Genomic DNA, 19,763 nt, shown 5'->3' with positions numbered 1-19,763 from the left:
AGAGGACAAAATAGCAGAGGGCTACTAAAGAGCCTTGGAGGCAGAACAACAAACCCGAAAACCAACATCACTACCACGATAGCCAGGGTCATAGTCGTCACGAGAGGCAGAACGGCAAAACCAAGGGTTGTAGTTCCACGCACCACCCCGAAGAACACGAAGTGCCTGTTTGTTATTGGTTAACCAAGGACTACCATCGGTTGGTGCCATCCAATAGTTATCATTCCAGTGGTCTTGACACCATTCCCATATATTGCCATGCATATCACATAGACCAAAGGCATTAGCGCCTTCAAACTGATCTACAGGCGTGGTTTCTTGCCGATATTCACCTTTCGGTCCTTGTCTGTAAGAACCTGACCACTTCAATTCCTCATCATCAGTACCCCGATAGTTCGCCAGGTCAGTTGTGATCGTTTCTCCAAAGTGAAAGGGTGTGTTCGTTTTAGCCCGACAAGCATACTCCCATTCCGCTTCAGTGGGAAGACGATAGACACGTCCTGTATAGATAGAAAGCCTTTCACAAAACTCAACGGCATCGTACCAAGACACCTGCTCAACTGGACGTTTATCTCCCTTAAACCCTGAGGGTTCTGGATCTAATTTCCGTGCAACTGGTGGTAATGATCTTGCAACTTGTCGCCATTGGTCTTGAGTGACAGGATACTTAGACATAAAAAATTGAGACAGGGTAACTTCATGCTGCGGGTCTTCAGTATCACCGCGATCGAGTTCAGTTTCAGGGGAACCCATCAGAAAGGTGCCAGCAGGGATCAGCATCATCCGTAGGGGAAGGACACCTTTGGCAAAAGGTTCGTCATAATATTGATTCCGAGCTTGACGTTTGGTGAGGGTGAGAGACATAGAAGTCGGGTGTCGGGTGTCAGAAGTCAGGTGTCGGGTGTCAAAATTCTGAATTCTGAATTCTGAATTCAGTATCAGTGATTTAGTGAAAATTTTTGAGGCGCTTCGCGCCAAAGAAGGGAAAAGGCAAAAGACAAAAGAGCAAGAGGGCAAAGGCTTCGACAAGCTCAGTCTAAAGAGCAGAGGGCTACTAAAGAGTCCTGGGACTGGAACAACAAACCCGAAAACCAATATAGTTGAGGCGGCTGTCGGGGTTGAGGCTGTAGCGATAAGCGGAACGGCAATACCTCGGAATGTTACCCCAGGAGCCGCAGCGTAGGATGCGAGAATCGTTATCATTCTCACTCAACCAAGCCCTGCCATCCGTGGGTGCGCCCTCGTAATTGTCATGCCAGTGATCTTGACACCATTCCCAGACATTGCCGTGCATGTCAGACAAGCCAAAGGCATTGGCAATGCCAAAGTAATCTACAGGAGTCGTTTCCCCCCGGCTTTCCCCGGTTGGACCCTCTGCATAGGAACTGCCATTGTAGTTGGCGACCTCGGTTGTGATCATGTCACCAAAGTGGAAGGGCGTATTCACGCCTTCACCTACTGCATCACCTGCCCGTGATGGACCAGCCAAAAACACTGGAGATGCCCGACAGGCATATTCCCATTCCGCTTCGGTAGGGAGGCGATAGGCACGTTTTGTATACACAGAGAGCCGTTCACAAAACTCGACCGCATCCCGCCAGGAAACTTGCTCAACGGGGCGGTCATCGCCCTTAAAGTTAGATGGGTCGGGGTCTAGCTCTAAATGAACCTGGGGCAATTGAGCGACGGCTCGCCATTGGGCTTGGGTGACCGAGTAACGCCCCATCAAAAATGAGGGAACAGTGACATCATGCTGCGGAGATTCGTCGTCGTAGCGCTCTGGTTCATCGTCTGGGGAACCCATTGTGAAGGTGCCAGCGGGAATCGACACCATCTCTAAAAGGATTTCATCAGGGAGGGGTTCAACAAGGCGATAGGCGCGTCCTTGTTGGCGTTGAATGATCCACTCGGTTTGCTCTTCGGTTTGTTGGCTGACCAGACGAGCACTGGTGAACTCAAAGGGTTCCAAATCGGACTGGGTTTGAACCGTGATAACGGTAAATTCTTCGGTTTGGAGGGGTGGGGGGAAAGGTGATATGGAGCCATCCTCTAGTTGAGCATCGACAAACTCGAATGGCTCTAGATCTGGGAAATCTTCCAGAAATTGCTCTTCATCCAACTCAAGGTGTCTGTCGTTAAGAAAGTTGATCTCAAGTTCCTGAAATGTAGAACCAGAGACATCTGGCTTGTCTGGTGGTACCCCCTCGCCTGCCCCCTGGCGAAGCTGCTGGGCAAAGCTGGCATACTCACCGCCCAGTTGTCCCAAAATCTCTGCCGTTACGCTGGCAAACGATCGCAGCCCCTCTAAACCTTCCGGCACTTCCGCGTTGGGATTCATCAGGAAGGCTCGGAAGTCCTGGTCAGAGACTCGATTCCAGCGGCGTTCGACGGCTGCCGAAACGCTATTAATAACATCAATGGTGTCTACGGCTGGCAACACCTCCAACAAAACCTGCCGCACCTTGGGGGCAAAGTCATACTGAACAAGATCTTGCCGATCGAGCGGCATTGGCTCTCGTTCACTCTCGTCTTGCGATAGCCCATCTTGCGGTTCTAAGCTTGCCTGTACCCGTTCTCGCTCTTCCTCTAACACTCGCTCTAGCTCACGGTCTTCCTGCCCTGGCAGACGAAGCAACAATCCGCTCAAAAACACCTCCGCCACTGGCAACGGAGATTGCGCCTCGTAGAGCATGGCATCGCGAATCAACCGCACGACAGGTAGCGTAATCACCGGAGCCGCAGCTAGTAACATAATTAACCGTTGCGCCTGGGGAGATGCCAGGTCATGAAAGCGATCGACCCGTTCGCGGGCGATGGTTTCCAGAGCTTCATTAAAAGCCGCATCCGGGTCAGTGTCGCTGCCTGCGTCTTCAGAAAGATTCTTCTGAACGCGATCCTGGGCAATCTCTTCCATGCTCTTTGATCGGGGCACCGAGCCACCCTGTTGGGGTAGCAAAAAGCCTGGAGTCACTTGGCGGCGATCGCCCGATACCATCAAACTCCAACGAGTCAGATCGCGTACCTCGCTAGTGACGACTGGCACCGGGATGCGCTGATGAGCATCCTCCGGTTCGTCGCGCTCTTGCACTCGTGTCTTTAACCGCTGGTTTGCCACACCAGGAATGTCATTACTAATGGCAACAGCAGTGCCCCGTCCTAAAGCAGTTCGCTTCCACATCCAGGCAGGCAGCATCTGCCACACCACCGTGGGCATGATTTTGCCCCACTCTTGCAACATCGGCAGCATCGTCCCATCCCACCAGTACGCTCCAGCGCAATCACTCAACAAAATGGCAATGCGTCGTCCGCGTTGATCAATCAATTCACTGGGGCGATGACCAGGATGTTCTGGTTTGGCAAGAAGTCGCACTGGGTCGCCAGTAGACTGATCGGTCTGCACAACCAGGTCAAACACCTGCACATCTCGAAAGGCTCCATAGCGCCGTAAAATCCGCACCACATCCTTTACCAGGCGCTGCCAGATGTGCATTGATGATCCGCGATCGACCACCAGAATGATATCAAACCACGGCTCTTGTTTCGGTTCCAGAATGGGTAACCATAGGCGAGTGCGAGCAATGTTGTCTACCGTGGCAGCTTCATCCAATCGTTTGCCGGTACCTACTTCCGCTTTTTGCAGTAAGGGCTTCAAAGCTCGAATCACCGCTAAAGAATCCGTCAACATGGCCGGATCTGCCAACCACACCGGCAACACCTGAGGCGGCAACACGCCTGCCTGGGGAGTAGGGGCGGCAATATTTGCCCTGGGAGTGGGTGTAGGAGGCAGCGGCGGAGGTAAATCTGGTTGGGAAATAACGTCTAATGAGGCGGATATCGTCGCACTAGCCTCTACGGTGCCAGACAACGATTGAGCAGAGACAACTTCAGCCACTGGCTCAATCTGCATCGCCAACCAGAGCGTCTCGGCAATTTCGACGCTAGTGAATTCGCGTTCTTCCCCCAGCAACTTGATTAATGTGCTGACGCGATTTGGCGATGCCCCGGCTCCCTCTGACCCAGCCATCAGTCAGCCTCACTCAACCGCTTGAATAGCAAATTTTGCAGCCGTTTCATTTCCGCCTCACTGGGGCTTTCATCGCGAGTCATCAGGTAAATCGCGTTCAAGAGCTGGTCAGTTGCCCGGTCTGCCTTGTTGCCCTTGTCTAAAAACTCATCAATTAGGCTTGTCAGATTCTCTTGAGTCTTCGTCCAACCGCTTTGATCGACGGTGTTGAAATGCGATCGCACCACGGGTAATAGAGACTCTGGCGTAGGGTTAGGCATCTTTACCCGCAAACAGCGACGGTAAAAGGCTGGAGGAAAATCTCGTTCCCCGTTGCTGGTCATGATGATAATGGGAAACTCACAGCACTTCACTCGCCCATTGATGATAGGGGCTTCCATGTCTTTATCGGCAGTTCTCACTGTAACAGTGGCATCGGGGTCAACCGTATTGACTTGGCGGCGTTTACGGCGCACTAGCTCCAGGATTTCAAACTCCCCTTCTTCAAAGAGGTTTAGTAGATCGTTAGGCAAGTTCAAATCGCTTTTGTCAATCTCGTCGATCAGCAATATTCGTGGCAACAAGGAAGGCAAAAAAGCAGTCCCTACTGGCCCAAGCTGAATGTAGTCTCCCAGATCGCCTTCTTCCTTCGGCTCTGGCTTTTTTTCGAGTGTTTTTGGATCAGTACTATCCCCTGTTTTGGTTTTATCGAGTTGAGCATCTTGCAAACGGGCGATCGCGTCATAACGATACTGAGCATCCACCAGGTTTGCCCGTGCCGTGATTGGCCACGTCAGCACCGGCCCTAGCTGCAACTCATGGGCGATCGCATACGCCAGAGAGGTTTTGCCTGCCCCTGGATCTCCTGTGACCAACAGGGGTCGCCGCAAATGAATGGCGGCATTCACCGCATCCACAATTTCTGACTGCCCATTTTTATCGGTCAGCACTCGAAAGCTCTTACCCCGCTGAATCGATCGGTCATCTTTTCTGGCGAGATCTCGGAGTTTTTTCCAGTACTGCTCATCCTCAGCCGGATTCACCTCAGCTCTAGACAAAAATTGTCGCCAAGGGGGACGTTCAGGTAGCTTAGTCAACCCTTGAGGTTGGTCTTGATTGCAGTTTCCGTTGAAGTATTTCCAAGACATGGGCAGTAAGGGAAGGGACTAGGAGGCAACAAGCAGATCTTCTTCTTGATTTGGGTCAGGAAGCTTGGGCAAGCGATCGGGGCGATCACATAAAAGTCTAATGTGTTTAGCCGATGTAGACTCATTGCGTCGCATTCGCCATTGTCTAGCGAGGTCGGCAAAGTTATTTAAGCGCGATTGTGTCAGCAAATGATCAAATTCAGTTTTAAGGGCGATCGCATCTGTTTCAGTCATATCAGATGACCATAAAGCAATCGGAATCGCCGCATCAATAATTTCATAGAGCAGGTTGAGGCGTTTGCCAGGATCGGTCGGTAATTGAGCCACAAACTTGAGACCCAATGCCCCCTTATCCTTGATTAAAGCCCGGAGATCTCCTTTTTCCTGGGGGCAGTTTTCTTGCAGGTGAAACTTATCGCAGGCATTGTTCGCGTTGACACACGCTTCAAGTTCTAACCATCGACGCTTAAGAGCAATTTGAACTTGGCGATCGCGAATGCGGTCTGATGAGCGCACTAAAAATCGGCGATGCTTGCCCAAAGCAATCTCATCTCCTCGCTTATCCTTAATTTTCCAGGTCGTGGCAATATCTTCTTCTAAGTGTTGACAAGGCAGGAACACCTCCAGAGTCACCTCTTCATCGTCGCAGGCATCCGGGTCTAGAGCATCTTCGGCTTGACGAATCCACTCAGAGATTTGATCAGCGACCTTATCCACTGGGCACGTCGTTGGTTGTGCGCCAAACCCGACAGGTTTTTCTACGCCCGTGATGTGCAATTCGGGATAGACATTTACATCAGAACCAATCTCTTCAAGGGCAACCAGTAAGTAAGCATGACAAGCGGTTTTTGGAATAGGCTCAGCAGGTTTTGGCGGGATCTGATATTGCCTTGAGATGCGATCGCGCCATTGTTCCAGAGGCGTTAGATCCCGGTCGTTACCTTCACTGGAGCGTCGTAGTTCTGCGATCGCATACTCCACAAAGCAGACTGCTAGCACCGGACCTTTATCGTCAGCATCATTGAGTTCCAGTAGTTCACGAATTTGACTAAGTTCGACCAGAGGAGCAGGTTGCCTCTGCATTTGCCGAAAAGCAATGCCGAACGTTTTCTTGAAACCTTGCTGGAAAGCTCTTTGTAGATCTGCTAGATCATTGGGGAAAAATTGCCTAAACAGTACATCCCAATCGTCTTGCGTCAGATTAGATTTTGGTGAGACGAAGGATTCCTTCTCTAATGTCTTGATAAGTGGATGCTCAGAATTCAGACTCTTGAATGCTTGATAAACCTCATCCAGCCTTCCTTTCGACCGTGCCCACTGCATCAGCCCATAGGCAGTAGCTTGCAAGTTGGCTCCTTCAGCTATCGTCGCGAGGTTTACATTCAATTCTTCATCAACAAATCTCTCTAATTCCGCACCACTCGGATAGACGCCCTGTAAGGCTTCCCGAAATGCTTTGCGTTTTGTATTGTCGTCCCAATCGATCGCCACGGCTTACTTCTCTGGAGGAATTACAAAGGCAACAGCAGTCGTATAAGTGATTAATAGCAACGACCCATATATTGGTTGATAAGACTCCCATGTAGAAAAAAGTAGCCCGCTAGATGCAAACACCCAAACGATAAAAGCACCGCAGGAAATTCCAATCTGCGTCCATGCCGTTGGCTTTCCAGGCTCGTTAGTTCTTCGCCGAGTCCAGCCAAATGTGAAAACTAACCCAATGACAAAAAAGAGCCAGAGCAACCCTGCTTTAGGTACATCATCACCCGCACTTTGGATCATGCCACTGACTGCAAGCCAGAAGCCAACTGCCTCAGTTGGAATATACTTTCTCAAGCGGTCAGGGTACTCATCTGGCGGAATATTGGATTCAGCCCCTGATTGAAACTGCTCAGAAACAATACGAAGCCCCATCTCTTACACTGCCTCACTGGACTATAGAACTGACAAAATTTGCGGATAGATTGCGCTAAATAAGATTCCTTCACGCACACTACCGAAACTGGTAGCCATCTCCTTATGATGTAATGCCACTAACCGCCAATCATGATCAAAACACGGCGAGCCACTCGATCCTCGTTTAGTAGGGTTCACATACAGTACTAAACCTTTCGCCTCATTAGTCTTCACCACCCCGTTATTACTAAGAGACACTTTCATGGCGTCTCCTTCAGGATGCTGAAGCATATTGAGGGGCGATTTTGGCATCAGCTGTAATGAAGCATTGAATGGAACAGGCTCAATCGAACAGTTTTCGTCGGGGCTGATCCGTAATAAAGCGTAATCCAGCTTGTCAATTGTGCTAAAAGCAGGCACGGGATCATTTTCAGCGGCTTTCAAGGTTTGGATGCGGGTCGTTTCATCGAACTTAGGACTAACGTAGCCAAATTCAAACCGAGCAGATTTGGCGATCGCATTCAAATCAGCGCCTTCTTTCAAGCTAAGAACGTGATAGTTCGTCAACACTAAGTCAGGCGCAATCAGCACACCTGTACCACTCTCCTGGGGCGGGCGATCTGCAAACGTAATTTTGCAGACTGAATTCGCCAGTTCTAAACCTCGTCGGAGATTGCCTACATCCGCTTCAAAACTGAATTGCTTAGGCAGAAACGACTGTAACTCTTCGTAACTAACCTCTAAATCCCATGTTGTTGGCTCCAAGTCCAATAGCGATTCGGCTGTCAAGCTATCAGAGGCATTCAGACCATTCAGACTTAAGTGCTGTCGTAAAACACGGACACAAAACCGTTGGATATCTGGGTTTTGCGTATCCTTGGCAAGTGCCAGAATCAAATCGTCAATGTACCCCTTCGCGATCGCCCACTTGATCAGGTCGAAGACAACGGCACTATGTGAAGGAGCAGTAGAAATGGTGGCAAGGTTTTTGTTAAGTTCTTCATCGACAAACCTTTTGAGATCATTAGGCTCAGGATAAGCTGACTCGATTGCCGCACGAAGCTGCTTTCGATCATCATTCGACAAATTCAGCATTCACCTCTCCCACCTACTGCTACCTGATGTATAACTTGGCAAGCTAATTATTCCGCTTGTCTAACCCATATCTATATTCCTTCAACAAATCTAACCGAGCTTTTTGCAGACTAGAAAGCAATTCAAGCCAAGCATAGATTGAGCGATCGTCCCTGTTGCCAAAGCACAAGAAGCGATCGCCTTTTCGTAATCGTCAATATTGAACGTCATTTATTCGTCCATTTCAACGTAATGCGGCAAGCTCCCCCGGTGATTTTGCAACAGGTTCGATTTCTTCAGACTCAACTTCCTCAACCTCAACCAAGACTGTCTGACTATCACCTACGTCAAATTCAACTAGTTTTGCCATAACGAAGACCAGTTCCCAGAAGAAGCGAATAAACTCTCATCACAGTTTATCCAATTTCAAACACATCGGTGATCGTCTGATTCTTTAGCAGTCTCAAAAACTTGATCGCATTGTTAGCTTGCTTAGACTTAGAAACGATAAGTATTGCCTAACTTACTCCCCATGTCTCAGCAGTTCTTTTCGTTCCAGCAGGAGTCTATTTCGCACCTCCTCAATGCTCATACCGTTATCCCTTGCCAACCGCTCCAATAAATTGCCCTTTGGGTTGTAGGTGTAGGGATGCCCTCCAGGACGCTTTAACCGTCGCATACAGCGTTTACTCTGGGTTCCGAGTTGATGATAGAGAAACAGTTCCATAAGCGTTTGGTTATCCAAGGGGTTGCAGGTCTGGGGGTGGGGCGGAAGTCCACAAATCAATTCTGACCCGCTCCTCACTGAAGTTTTCCCCACTCAAGTCAGTGCGACCCGTCATCTCAGCCGTCGAGCGTCTGATCAGCAGAGTGGCATAGGCAGGAAACATCATTCGAGGGGATTTTTTCAGGCGAGCATTGCGATCGCGTTCTTCTGTCACTGATAAGGTCAATAGTTCCAAGCTACTGAGAGACAGCAATTCTCTTAACTTCTGCTCTGCTTCCGATGCAGTTGCCCCATGTACTGCCATCTGACGACCATTCTCTAGATTTGCCGTCGCCCGGTACTTCCCCCACACCCACCGATTCGCAGCCGTCTTAATCTCAGACCAGGTTAAGCCTCGCTTCGGCTCTGGAATCGTGTAGGTACATTCTTTTACCCGCTCCTCATCAGTAGGGTTACGCCAGGGGGGTTGCTCCTTCGACTTAAACACAATCGTTAGTTTGCGACGTTGCACCCCTGCTTTAACCCAATCCTCGGCAGGTTGCCCGACCACTTGCCCAACATCGCGGTTATAGATAAACCGATGAGCAACGATCGCAGTTTGCACCGACTGCTGGACGATCGCCTGTTGACCTGTGAGCACGATCGATTCCCCTTCGACTCGCTTATCTGGGATGAGTCGGATCGCTCTCTCCTGACCTAACAGGGATTGATTTGCCATACGATTGGCTGAATAGTAGTCGTCGAGGGCATAACTGACCACATACCCCACTTCGATAATCGCATCTTGCACTGACTCTAAAAAGTTCTCGACAAATGCTCGAATGGTATCGACTGGAATACTCTCTACCTTCTCCTCAACTGCTTCTGCGATCGTCCAGGGTTGTTTTTGTTGGGTCACTGGGGAGAGTCCAAATGCTCGCATCCTACGAGCCGTTAGGAAGGTTCCCAACACAACCGACCGGGTAACGCTGTTACGGGTCACGGTAAGGAAGTTTGATAGCTGCGAGCGAATCTCTTCTCCCCCTTCCTCTGCCAGTCGTAGGGCAACCTCACCTGCTAGAACAGGGAATTTTACTGTGAGGGCAGTCGCAACGCCAATCGAGGCAAGCCACACTAGACCTGTTCCTGAGAGTTGCCCCAAGGCTCCAGCAATCTCAACATTATTTGAATGGATTTGAGCCTGAATTGCTGCGTCGGTTTGATTCCAGTCGAAGTTAATGACCTCGAAATAGAGGGTTACGACCACATCCCAAATATTCCGCAGTAGCCAACGCAATGCCCCAAACACGGCTTTGGTGAGGAATCCTACCAATCGCGACCCTAGAAATGACACCACCCCAACAATTCCCCCTCCCTCTCCCTGCCCTTCCGATTGGGTTAGAGATGTGAAAATGTCAATCGTCCGTTCCCCTACCAGCTCTCGCACAATCCGACTAGAGAACTGATTGCGAGTGAGGTTTATCGCTCCGTAGTTCATGATGCATCCTTACTCGTGCTCACGTCTTTCAAATCGGGTTGTGGTGCAGTCTCGTCTCGCCTTAGCCGTGCGGGTGGATTTTCGGTGTTGGCAATAAATTCACTCCATTGCTTATCTTCTCTCTCGTTGGTTTCGCGTTGATCGCGTCTCATTCTGTCGCCAGGGATGCGATCGTTATCTTCGTTGAATGGGTTGAAAAATGCTGCTTTGACAATTTCAACCCCAACCAACAACCGACGAATTAAATCCTGTAAGTCCTCCTTATCGTCAAATTTGAAGCCTGATCCCTTCATCTTGGATTCCTTCAAAGCATCCTTGAGATTGGTTGCTTTAGGGGTAATTGTTAGAGGAATTTCGCGACCGATTTCTTTGCCCTTATAGCCCAAGAATTCAGCATTCGCTTTGGCATAGTCTGATGCCAGAATTGCTGCGTTTGCGGCTTTAATGGCTTCAACGGTTGATTTCATCCCCAACTCTACCGACACATCAACATCGGTTGAGATTCCAAGCAATAACCCTAGAATCTCTGCCAAGATTTCAGATTGATTTTGAATGTTGAGTGTTTGTTGCTGTCCATCTGCATTTTTGTATTTAACTTTGAGGGGATATTGCCCCATCATTCCATCCATCTGAACTGCTAACCACTGAGTTAGTGTTGCCAGATCAAGAATAGACATTTGATCTTCATCTTCATCATCAAAGAGCTTTTTAGGCAATTTACCCGGTAAACGGTAAGCTCCAGAGCGGTGGTGGTTAACGGCTTCAAAAGCCCCCATTAATCCCAGAATGCTGTTAGCTCGTATCTCCTTACAATCTCCATCGTCATCAGGAAAAATGGTGTTCCTTGATGCTCTAACAATGTCTTCTGGATTGAGTTCTAGTTGTGGTTGTAAACTATTTTCGGAGTTAAACCAGCTCTCACCAGCCAAGATGTTAAATGTGCGTTTAGCATCTTTTCTAAGCTTGTCTGATTCCTGTTTGAGATATTCAAGACGGTTAATGATTTCACTTAAGTTAACCTCTTCATCGCCTTCATTAAGAGCAATTGGTTCTACTCCATCAATAGCACTCTTGATAGCTCCAATAATTCCATCTAAACCAATTAAGCTATCAAACAATGAGAATTGGGGAGAGGGAATATTGATAGCAAAGTTCAATCCTTTACTCAAAAGGATTGCTTTAGCTAACACTTTTGTTTGTGCAACTGCGATCGCTCCATTAATGGCGGTTTGGACACTCGTTTGAATTGCCAGCATTGCGGCAATTCTTCGACAACTGCAACACTCTTTTTCAGCCATAAAATCCTCTGGTCTAGCAGGTTTGTTGTATTCCTTGCCAAAGGGGTAATCCCCTAATGGGTTGTAGACAAGTCTGTAACTGATGGATGCGAATCGATGCCCATAAACGGCATGTAACCCCCCACCCGATCGCTCTGCCAAAGCAATCTGAAAATTCATGAAGCTGAACACTCGATAACAGCTTCCCCCCACATTCAAAAGCAGGTCATACTCCTTGATGAACCCTACATAACCATTACCTGCTGGGATTTCGTCTCTCCCCCTTAGCTCAAAGCAGCCGCCCGTCACACCTGCCCTGATACAAGCCGATGGACACTCAAAACCCTCTATCCCCTCTGGATACAGGTCTAATCGAGGGTTAAAGAGGTGTTTCTTTTGCGACCACGGGAAGAAACACCGAACAAGATATTTCTCAGACACATCTGACGTGTAGCGATTCACCACAATGTCACCGATGTATTCTCCCCCTTGGGTGTAAATGGGGTATGACTCCTCTGAATCGCTGTAAGCCGTGTAGGAGTAGATGATTTCGACATGGGAGACTGAGCCTGAGCCAGAGTAGAAACAATAGCCAGGACTGCCAGGTGAACCGCCAGCGGTGGGAGGGTCGGGGGGATTGAGAGTATCTCTTAACAGCTCTGGTAGGTTGCCCCATGCCGATGTAGCTACATTCGGAACATATAGATCGCGATAGCTGGGGGCATTCTCCCGATCAAACCCACCTGGGATGAATCCACCCGCCACATCAAACAGGCGATCGCTGTACTGATCCAACGACTGACCGTAGGATTCAGGAGAGCTGTAGTCTAGCTCCATCGGCAACAGTTCAACGTAGTCCTTACCTGTGCTGAGAGTGGAACCAACATAACCGACCCGATTCACAACCGGGTCATCACTTTGTTCCAGCAGTTCAAACACGATCGTTTCTTCTACGTCGGTTGTAAAGCTAAGTGTTTGCTGCAATAGGGAGTGTCCACCCATAGCCCTAAATCTGAAATTGCAGGGTGATAGAAGCGTGAAAATCAGTCACATGAAGGGCATACAACGCCACAGCTATGGTGTGACCTCTGGCAGGATCTAGACCTTGACCAATGACGATCGCAGCGTTGCCCCCTGGTTGAATGGTGTCTGAAACCAGGGAGAGAGCATCCCAGAAGCGATCTGTAACTACGTCATGCGTTGCGGCAAAGAAGTAGAAGCCGTTACCCGTTTGGGTGAGGTATGGCGTTAAATCAACCTCTACACCTGAATCAGATGGGATAAACCAACTGTAAGCACTCGAAAAATCAGCGGTTTGGCTCGTGTCGTAGGTAGGCAGATAGTAGAGCAAAAACTGCCCTGGAAACTCAGAATAGGTGAGGGTAACTTTTAAGCTAGGGTCAATCGTTACAGGGGTTTCGCTCCCTCCACTCGTGGTTATGGACCCACTTAAAGCAGCATTAATTGACCCACTTAGTGTTAATTGGTTATCAGTTTGGATAGGTTGAATAGCCGCGAAATAGCCGTTTTCCGTCACATCCCCATAAAAGTAAATGTGGTCATCCATGCGAGGCAATCCATCCCCTAGATCTCTGAATCGAACGATTAGAGAGGTGCCTATGCTTGCATTAAAGTAAGGTTCACTCGTTAGGAATTTAAGTAAATTGATGAAGTAACCGGGTCGCTTGTTTTGGAGCCGAAATTGACCCGTGATCACCCTTAAATCCCCTACTTTCATAACCAGATCGAGGGCAATTCCAGGAAAGGTTAAATCGTTCTCATTGCTCCTAACAGAGAACGTGTAGTTATCATCGGTTGCTTCTGGTGTGATTGGAGGGACGGGGGGAAGAGAGATGATGTTGACGTAAGCTCGCAGACTGGTGATGGTGTAGCTTTTGGTTTGTACGGTGATAGTTTGGGCTGTGGTTTGCCCTCCCACAGTAATGGTGTTTTGAATCTCGTTTGTTCTGACACTGGGGAAGTAGAGCGGAAATTCATAAGCACCCTCACCACTCAGGAATGCTGCTGGATCAATGTCGAGAATGAGGTTAGAAGGAAATTCTATTTTTTCCATTGCCACATCTGAGAACCGATCTTTACACGTTAGCGTGTTAATTGATCTTTTACCTCTGGGTAAACAATGGATGCATTGGGGCAAATTGGGGACAAGTGACCCAACAAAAAACTCTCCCATTGAGGAGAGTTGGTCGGATTGGTATTTTTTAAGCCATGATGCTCATCAATCACGGGTTGGGATAAGTTATCAGCCCTGAACGATAAAGTTTCATAGCTTCACGCTGCATCAGATTCATATTCATCCCTGTAAGCTTTTTGAGATTTCGCAAAGTAATCTTTTGGTTGCGATTCCTCAAGAAGTTGATTGCCTCGTAAAGTTCCATAGACTGACAAGAACTAGAACATCTGTATTCTAGTTCTTATCAGGGTCAGGGTCATCATCAAATACTGGATCGTCGTAGCTCTTAGTCATAAACCACCAAGCAAACTTCTGATCCTCCTTACTTCCCTGTTCAAGCTCAACGAACTCGTTAACTCGATCTTGTTCAGTGACCCCATCCGCCTCTTCTTTTTGAATGCGTTGAGGGTCATTGATCCACCATTGCCACCATTCAGACATCCCCAGTAGCATCAAGAAACTTGAGGTTAGGTGCTCTCTCATGGTCATTTCTCCTCTAATTTCCTGAATCACTGAATGAGTAGTCGATCGCAGTGGTGCCGTGATAGTGGATTGCTACCCATCGGCTTGTGCCTTCAATGGGGTAGTAATCGGTAGTAACACTGCGACGAGAGGGAAAACCAAAACGATTTTTGATGGCTTCATAGCTCTGGGGATATTGCAGCGACATGACAGCAATTAAATCTTGCTGGCTCATTTGGCTTGTCCCTGTGCCGTAATCCATCGCGTCTGATGGGGGAGTGCTGGGGTCATCTGCGGCGATCGCATCACCGCTAGTAGAGTCGAAACTGCAACCAGTTAAGAAGACACCTTGGGCGATCGCCCAAAGTGCAGTGAGAACAATTCCCTTTCTAGGAATTTTTGGCATGATGAAATGGCTCCTTTAAACGGGGTAAGCCAGGGCGGATGGTTGGTTGCCGGGTGCCCTGGCTAAGAACTGCATAAATTGTGAGAAGTAACCCTAAAAGTAATTAATCTTCTATGGACTGATGCCGGAGCGACCCAGCTTACATCACCTCCTTAGTTATTCTCAGAATCGATCGCGTCTCCATCGCGATCGATTTTTTTACGTTTTTTCGTATCCTCAAACGCCTCAATGAGTTCATCCAGCGAGCATTGATAAATCTCCAACATGAGCTTGATTTTTGAAGGGGGTAAGTTTGGAATACTGATACCCCTTTCCCAATCACTAACTGTGCTTTGGCGTATGTCCAAAGCTTGTGCTACTTGCCTTTGAGTCAATCCGATACGCTGCCGAAGTTTCACGGGAGTTAGTTGATCCTCCTGGCGATTAGTCATATTATACGGTAGTAGTATGCGGTTTCCGCAACCGTTAACCGCATATTTCTCTAGTAAAGGACATTGCAGTGCGAGGAAAAAACGATGGGGGTCGTACCCCTCGCACCGCATACCTAATCATCCGACCGTTCGAACAAAATTCCAAAAGCTTTATCGCTGGAATTAAGTAAGTCATGCATACAAAAGGAGGACAAATATAAGGTTTTTCCCGTCACACCACACTTAAATCAACTAGCCGAGTGTTCGATACGTCGAACATGATCCTGAAGCTTGTTGCTGGGTGAAATCAGTTCAATTACTCATACAGAAGGGGGTTGTCAGGAAAATTTGACAGAAAAGGGTAGACACCCAATATGTCTACCCTTGATTTTCATTCAATTAGAAGATTTTTCAGGGGGATCTAATGCAATTTGCTCAGATTGGCAATTCCATTATCAATCTGGAGAAAATTTGTAGTGCTCATTACTACCCAGTCATGGAGGATGACACTGACAAAGATCGACAGCTCATTATCTGGCTCCAGAACGGAGAAACAGAGCACTTTTATGGTGATCAGGCTGATTCCGTTTGGGCACTGCTGGGCAATGCCTGTGTTCTCAAAATGTCAATGAAGCAAGAAAACAATGTGGTTTGGTTGCCTCAACTGACTCCAGATTCAAAAGTCATTGGTTAACAGTTAAGCGATCGTCGGTGGCACGGCGATCGCTTCGTTTATTAGTCATCACAGAATAATGACAAATCCATTATCACGTTATGTTCCTGAAACAGACAAGTTTTTGGCTCTGTTTCCGCATCGATGGGATTACCTGTGGGCACCTCACCCCCGACCGGGTGAGAAAACCGAGTGGCACACAGAGGATAGACACCCATTGAGCGATCGCCATATTCAAGAGGGTAAGTATCTGTATGGTGTCCGGTTTGGCATTGAGACGAGTTATTTTATGCTCGACATCGATCGCAATTCTCCCTATCACCCTAAACGTGACAAGTTTGCGACCGGGCGAATGCTTGAAGCGTTGGAGATATTGGGCACTACTGACCACATCGCCATCACCAGCAGTTACAGCGGTGGCATCCATCTTTATTTCCCTCTCCCTAACCCAGTTTTGAGTTGGCAGATTGCAGCCGTCGTTGCCCAGCTCCTCAAATACAAGGGATTCATTGTGGAAGATGGCTTGCTGGAAATCTTCCCCAATGTAAGGAACTACGACACCGAGGGAGGCACCTCCCTATATAAAGGTCATCGCCTACCGCTTCAATCAGGTAGCTATATCCTCAATGATTGGTGGAGTCCGATTTGGTCTACTGAGGTTGATTTCTGTCGTCGGTGGGAGTTTTGCCGTCGTCGTAACTCTATCAATCAGGTCTTATTCAATCGGCTCTTGAGGGAAGCGACCCGCAACTATTTCAAGCTGGGATACAAGGGGGAGAAATTTCTCAATGACCTCAATACGGAAATAGAGCAAGGGTGGACGGGTCCAGGACAGACAAACTATCTACTGGGTCGAATCACGCTTCGATCCTATGTGTTTGGTCATCGCTTGATCGGTGGTAAACCGCTTCAAGGTGAACGCCTGGTGCTGGAGATTGTGAAGGTCGCGACGAGAGCACCCGGTTATCACGAGTGGTGCAGGCACAAACACGAGATTTTCCAGAGGGCTGAGGAGTGGGCGCGATGTGTGGAGAATTCTCGCTATTACCCCTATGGCGAGGACAAGCCAGAGCCAGAGGCGACGACTGTTCAGGCAGCCGTCAACCAGTGGAACCAACTCCACAAGGCAAGGGCACGAGAGAGGCTCTGTTTTGCGATCGCCCAATTGCTAGATGAGGAGCGATTGCCCACAGGCACACGAGAAAGGTTTGAGGTGCTCACAACCGAATTTGGTTTCAGTGGAGAGACACTCTACCACGACTACCACATCGACCTCTGGCACCCGAACTACCTGTGGAAATCCCCCCCGCACCCCCCCACTGAAGGAGAACAATCTGCGGATTTTTGCTCTGGGGGAGCAAATCCGCAGAGTTGCGTCAGAAGCTTATTGTCTCAAACGGAGCGTAACCCTAGCTCTGATAAGGATTTGGGATGGTTTCAAGGCTGGAATTTTGAGCAAACAGGGTGTAACACCACTTCTAATCAGGATTTGAGCCATTTTGTAGTTAATCAAAGGGGAGAAAGCGGATGAGTGACAGTTCTTAGACCGATGTGGCTCACTCAACCCACTGCGAATATGCTGCTTTGAATTGCAATTTCGAGGGAAAAAATTTATTCCTTGAGACTGTAACTAGACAGCCATAGGAACAGCAGCAACGTATTGACTCAGCGCGTTTGAGTTGACCGAAGTAACAAACCACCAGTAGCGACAAGAAACAATTTTGAAAGTTGGGTAACGGCGAATGAGTAAATCTGATTGGGTTACGACTGGTGTTATCTGTCAGCAATTGGGCATCAGTGATAAACATCTGTGGAGATTGCGCGATGAAAAACTGCTACGCAAAAACCACCATTGGAAGAACATCGCCCGCCCCCAAGCGGCAAGACCCACCTATCGATGGCACTTAAAACGCTGCGAACAAGCATTAGAAATCGATCCAGAACTGAGAGGATTTATTACCCAACCTGCAAGACCGAAGCAACCTTAGCTTGTTTGAGATAGAACATGTTTCCCACCTTAAAACATTTAGATGGTGACAAATCTGTGTGTCCCTTTAATGGTGGGTTGTTGGACGTTGACAAGCTGGCACCTGCTCTAATGCTTCTGGATGAGTCACAAAGTAATAACGCAGCAACTCACAACCTCTTGCCAGCAAATCATCTAACCCATTGTCAATCCGCCAGAACCGACTGACATTATTTTCCATGTAAGTAATTAAATACTCTCCATCAGGAGTAAAGACAGGATTAGAACCTGGAAACTCTGCTAGACGATCGCCAGCCCGATTATAAAGATAGCTAATGGGTTCATCGTGAGAGGAGGTAACAATCAGCGCTCCATCGCTACTGAAACTGGGATTGCTCCCCTGCAACTCCAGGGTGCGATTGCCAGTGCGGTCATAGACATAGCTGGTGGTGAAATCGGAGAAGGTCGTGCCAATCAGTGCTCCATCACTGCTGAACCTGGGATTTCTCCCCTGCAATTCAATGGTGCGATTGCCAGTGCGGTCATAGACATAGCTGATGTTGAGATCGTAGGGGGAGCTAGTGACAATCAGTGCTCCATCACTGCTGAACCTGGGATTTCTCCCCTGCAATTCAATGGTGCGATTGCTGGTGCGGTCATAGACAGTGCTGATGTTGAGATCAAAGGAGGTAGTGCCAATCAGCGCTCCATCCTCACTGAAACTGGGAGCGCTCCCCTGCAATTCAATGGTGCGATTGCTGGTGCGGTCATAGACATAGCTGGTGGTGCCATCAAAGGAGGTAGTGCCAATCAGCGCTCCATCCTCGCTGAACCTGGGATTTCTCCCCTGCAACTCCAAAGGATTGCCAGTGCGGTCATAGACATAATAGCCATAGATGGTGCCATCAGAGGAGGTGCCAATTAGCGCTCCATCGCTGCTGAACCAGGGAAAGCGCCCCTGCAACTCAATGGTGCGATTGCTGGTGCGGTCATAGACATAGCTGGTGGTGCCATCGGAGGAGTTAGTGCCAATCAGCGTTCCATCCTCGCTGAAACTGGGATTGCTCCCCTGCAACTCCAAAGGATTGCCAGTGCGGTCATAGACATACCTAGTGTTGAGATCGTAGGGGGAGTTAGTGCCAATCAGCGCTCCATCCTCGCTGAAACCGGCAAAGATCCCCTGCAATTCAATGGTGCGATTACTGGTGCGGTCATAGACATAGCTGGTGCGGTCATCGGAGGAGTTAGTGCCAATCAGCGCTCCATCCTCGCTGAACCTGGGATTTCTCCCCTGCAATTCAATGGTGCGATTACTGGTGCGGTCATAGACATAGCTGGTGCGGTCATCGGAGGAGGTTGTGACAATCAGTGCTCCATCCTCGCTGAAACTGGGATTGCTCCCCTGTAACTCCAGGGTGCGATTGCCAGTGCGGTCATAGATATAGCTGGTGCTATCGGAGAAGCTAGTGCCAATCAGCGCTCCATCGCTGCTGAAACTGGGATTGCTCCCCTGCAACTCCAGGGTGCGATTGCTGGTGCGGTCATAGACATAGCTGATGTTGAGATCAGAGGAGGAGGTGACAATCAGCGCTCCATCCTCACTGAAACCGGCAAAGCTCCCCTGAAACTCCAAGGTGCGATTGCTGGTGCGGTCATAGACAGTGCTGATGTTGAGATCAAAGGAGGTAGTGCCAATCAGCGCTCCATCCTCGCTGAAACTGGGAGCGCTCCCCTGCAATTCAATGGTGCGATTGCTGGTGCGGTCATAGACAGTGCTGATGTTGAGATCAAAGGAGGTAGTGCCAATCAGCGCTCCATCCTCACTGAAACTGGGAGCGCTCCCCTGCAATTCAATGGTGCGATTGCTGGTGCGGTCATAGACATAGCTGGTGGTGCCATCAAAGGAGGTAGTGCCAATCAGCGCTCCATCCTCGCTGAACCTGGGATTTCTCCCCTGCAATTCAATGGTGCGATTGCTGGTGCGGTCATAGACAGTGCTGATGTTGAGATCAAAGGAGGTAGTGCCAATCAGCGCTCCATCCTCACTGAA

The 19,763-nt window shown here is 48.8% G+C and carries 18 protein-coding genes; 3 read left to right on the top strand and 15 right to left on the bottom strand.

Features of this window, described 5'->3' with window-relative positions:
* Positions 1-24: 24 nt before the first annotated feature.
* From H6G89_RS32800 to H6G89_RS32740, 14 genes are all read right to left on the bottom strand, one after another.
* Positions 25-864: a formylglycine-generating enzyme family protein gene (locus tag H6G89_RS32800; RefSeq protein WP_190514216.1), complete on the bottom strand. Its 840-nt coding sequence runs from the start codon at positions 862-864 to the stop codon at positions 25-27.
* A 190-nt stretch (positions 865-1,054) separates the two neighbouring features.
* Positions 1,055-4,024 carry a formylglycine-generating enzyme family protein gene (locus H6G89_RS35420; protein ID WP_242060231.1) on the bottom strand — a complete coding sequence of 990 codons (2,970 nt, stop codon included), beginning with the start codon at positions 4,022-4,024 and terminating at the stop codon, positions 1,055-1,057.
* Entirely contained in the window at positions 4,024-5,151 is a 1,128-nt protein-coding gene (locus H6G89_RS32790; RefSeq protein ID WP_190514215.1) for an AAA family ATPase, read from the bottom strand. The genes H6G89_RS35420 and H6G89_RS32790 overlap by 1 nt, the downstream gene beginning before the upstream one ends.
* Positions 5,152-5,169: 18 nt before the next feature.
* Positions 5,170-6,642 (bottom strand): VMAP-C domain-containing protein, encoded by a 1,473-nt coding sequence (locus H6G89_RS32785; RefSeq protein WP_190514214.1) that lies wholly within the window; start codon positions 6,640-6,642, stop codon positions 5,170-5,172.
* A gap of 3 nt (positions 6,643-6,645) precedes the next feature.
* Complete coding sequence (locus H6G89_RS32780; RefSeq protein ID WP_190514213.1) at positions 6,646-7,065, bottom strand: hypothetical protein; 420 nt, start codon at positions 7,063-7,065, stop codon at positions 6,646-6,648.
* A 21-nt stretch (positions 7,066-7,086) separates the two neighbouring features.
* Positions 7,087-8,142: a trypsin-like peptidase domain-containing protein gene (locus H6G89_RS32775; RefSeq protein ID WP_190514212.1), complete on the bottom strand. Its 1,056-nt coding sequence runs from the start codon at positions 8,140-8,142 to the stop codon at positions 7,087-7,089.
* A gap of 223 nt (positions 8,143-8,365) precedes the next feature.
* On the bottom strand, positions 8,366-8,491 hold the full coding sequence (locus H6G89_RS36055; RefSeq protein ID WP_255519563.1) for a hypothetical protein: 126 nt from the start codon (positions 8,489-8,491) through the stop codon (positions 8,366-8,368).
* 153 nt (positions 8,492-8,644) lie between these two features.
* A complete protein-coding gene (locus H6G89_RS32770) occupies positions 8,645-8,848 on the bottom strand; it encodes a hypothetical protein (RefSeq protein ID WP_190514211.1) in 204 nt (67 codons plus the stop codon).
* A 10-nt stretch (positions 8,849-8,858) separates the two neighbouring features.
* A complete protein-coding gene (locus H6G89_RS32765; RefSeq protein WP_190514210.1) occupies positions 8,859-10,325 on the bottom strand; it encodes a hypothetical protein in 1,467 nt (488 codons plus the stop codon).
* Positions 10,322-12,604 (bottom strand): hypothetical protein, encoded by a 2,283-nt coding sequence (locus H6G89_RS32760; RefSeq protein ID WP_190514209.1) that lies wholly within the window; start codon positions 12,602-12,604, stop codon positions 10,322-10,324. Before H6G89_RS32760 ends, H6G89_RS32765 begins: the two co-directional genes overlap by 4 nt.
* Before the next feature lie 4 nt (positions 12,605-12,608).
* Positions 12,609-13,676, bottom strand: coding sequence for a hypothetical protein (locus H6G89_RS32755; RefSeq protein ID WP_190514208.1), 1,068 nt, complete (start codon positions 13,674-13,676; stop codon positions 12,609-12,611).
* 354 nt (positions 13,677-14,030) lie between these two features.
* On the bottom strand, positions 14,031-14,279 hold the full coding sequence (locus H6G89_RS32750; protein ID WP_190514207.1) for a hypothetical protein: 249 nt from the start codon (positions 14,277-14,279) through the stop codon (positions 14,031-14,033).
* A gap of 13 nt (positions 14,280-14,292) precedes the next feature.
* Positions 14,293-14,664 (bottom strand): hypothetical protein, encoded by a 372-nt coding sequence (locus H6G89_RS32745; RefSeq protein ID WP_190514206.1) that lies wholly within the window; start codon positions 14,662-14,664, stop codon positions 14,293-14,295.
* A 152-nt stretch (positions 14,665-14,816) separates the two neighbouring features.
* On the bottom strand, positions 14,817-15,062 hold the full coding sequence (locus H6G89_RS32740; protein WP_199337080.1) for a helix-turn-helix domain-containing protein: 246 nt from the start codon (positions 15,060-15,062) through the stop codon (positions 14,817-14,819).
* A gap of 436 nt (positions 15,063-15,498) precedes the next feature.
* On the opposite strand from H6G89_RS32740, the gene H6G89_RS32735 reads away from it, so the two are divergent.
* The 3 genes from H6G89_RS32735 to H6G89_RS32725 all read left to right on the top strand — a co-directional run bounded on the left by H6G89_RS32735 (position 15,499) and on the right by H6G89_RS32725 (position 17,735).
* Positions 15,499-15,768 carry a hypothetical protein gene (locus tag H6G89_RS32735; RefSeq protein ID WP_190514204.1) on the top strand — a complete coding sequence of 90 codons (270 nt, stop codon included), beginning with the start codon at positions 15,499-15,501 and terminating at the stop codon, positions 15,766-15,768.
* Positions 15,769-15,826: 58 nt separating this feature from the next.
* Positions 15,827-17,278, top strand: coding sequence for a hypothetical protein (locus H6G89_RS32730; protein WP_190514203.1), 1,452 nt, complete (start codon positions 15,827-15,829; stop codon positions 17,276-17,278).
* Positions 17,279-17,489: 211 nt separating this feature from the next.
* Complete coding sequence (locus H6G89_RS32725) at positions 17,490-17,735, top strand: DNA-binding protein (protein WP_190514202.1); 246 nt, start codon at positions 17,490-17,492, stop codon at positions 17,733-17,735.
* A gap of 66 nt (positions 17,736-17,801) precedes the next feature.
* Here the strand turns inward: H6G89_RS32725 and H6G89_RS32720 are convergent.
* The coding region (locus H6G89_RS32720) for a WD40 repeat domain-containing protein (RefSeq protein WP_375539716.1) at positions 17,802-19,763 on the bottom strand (1,962 nt) is incomplete at its 5' end.

The sequence above is a fragment of the Oscillatoria sp. FACHB-1407 genome, from assembly GCF_014697545.1.
Classification (GTDB): domain Bacteria; phylum Cyanobacteriota; class Cyanobacteriia; order Elainellales; family Elainellaceae; genus FACHB-1407.
Note: the sequence above shows the minus strand (reverse complement) of the source record. Positions and strands in the feature narration are given on the sequence as shown.

Bases quoted from the DNA above. Each gene is read 5' to 3' on its own strand.
- H6G89_RS32800 (WP_190514216.1), bottom strand. From the start codon at position 864: ATGTCTCTCACCCTCACCAAACGTCAAGCTCGGAATCAATATTATGAC.
- H6G89_RS35420 (WP_242060231.1), bottom strand. From the start codon at position 4,024: ATGGCTGGGTCAGAGGGAGCCGGGGCATCGCCAAATCGCGTCAGCACA.
- H6G89_RS32790 (WP_190514215.1), bottom strand. From the start codon at position 5,151: ATGTCTTGGAAATACTTCAACGGAAACTGCAATCAAGACCAACCTCAA.
- H6G89_RS32780 (WP_190514213.1), bottom strand. From the start codon at position 7,065: ATGGGGCTTCGTATTGTTTCTGAGCAGTTTCAATCAGGGGCTGAATCC.
- H6G89_RS32775 (WP_190514212.1), bottom strand. From the start codon at position 8,142: ATGCTGAATTTGTCGAATGATGATCGAAAGCAGCTTCGTGCGGCAATC.
- H6G89_RS36055 (WP_255519563.1), bottom strand. From the start codon at position 8,491: ATGGCAAAACTAGTTGAATTTGACGTAGGTGATAGTCAGACAGTCTTG.
- H6G89_RS32770 (WP_190514211.1), bottom strand. From the start codon at position 8,848: ATGGAACTGTTTCTCTATCATCAACTCGGAACCCAGAGTAAACGCTGT.
- H6G89_RS32765 (WP_190514210.1), bottom strand. From the start codon at position 10,325: ATGAACTACGGAGCGATAAACCTCACTCGCAATCAGTTCTCTAGTCGG.
- H6G89_RS32760 (WP_190514209.1), bottom strand. From the start codon at position 12,604: ATGGGTGGACACTCCCTATTGCAGCAAACACTTAGCTTTACAACCGAC.
- H6G89_RS32755 (WP_190514208.1), bottom strand. From the start codon at position 13,676: ATGGAAAAAATAGAATTTCCTTCTAACCTCATTCTCGACATTGATCCA.
- H6G89_RS32750 (WP_190514207.1), bottom strand. From the start codon at position 14,279: ATGAGAGAGCACCTAACCTCAAGTTTCTTGATGCTACTGGGGATGTCT.
- H6G89_RS32745 (WP_190514206.1), bottom strand. From the start codon at position 14,664: ATGCCAAAAATTCCTAGAAAGGGAATTGTTCTCACTGCACTTTGGGCG.
- H6G89_RS32735 (WP_190514204.1), top strand. From the start codon at position 15,499: ATGCAATTTGCTCAGATTGGCAATTCCATTATCAATCTGGAGAAAATT.
- H6G89_RS32730 (WP_190514203.1), top strand. From the start codon at position 15,827: ATGACAAATCCATTATCACGTTATGTTCCTGAAACAGACAAGTTTTTG.
- H6G89_RS32725 (WP_190514202.1), top strand. From the start codon at position 17,490: ATGAGTAAATCTGATTGGGTTACGACTGGTGTTATCTGTCAGCAATTG.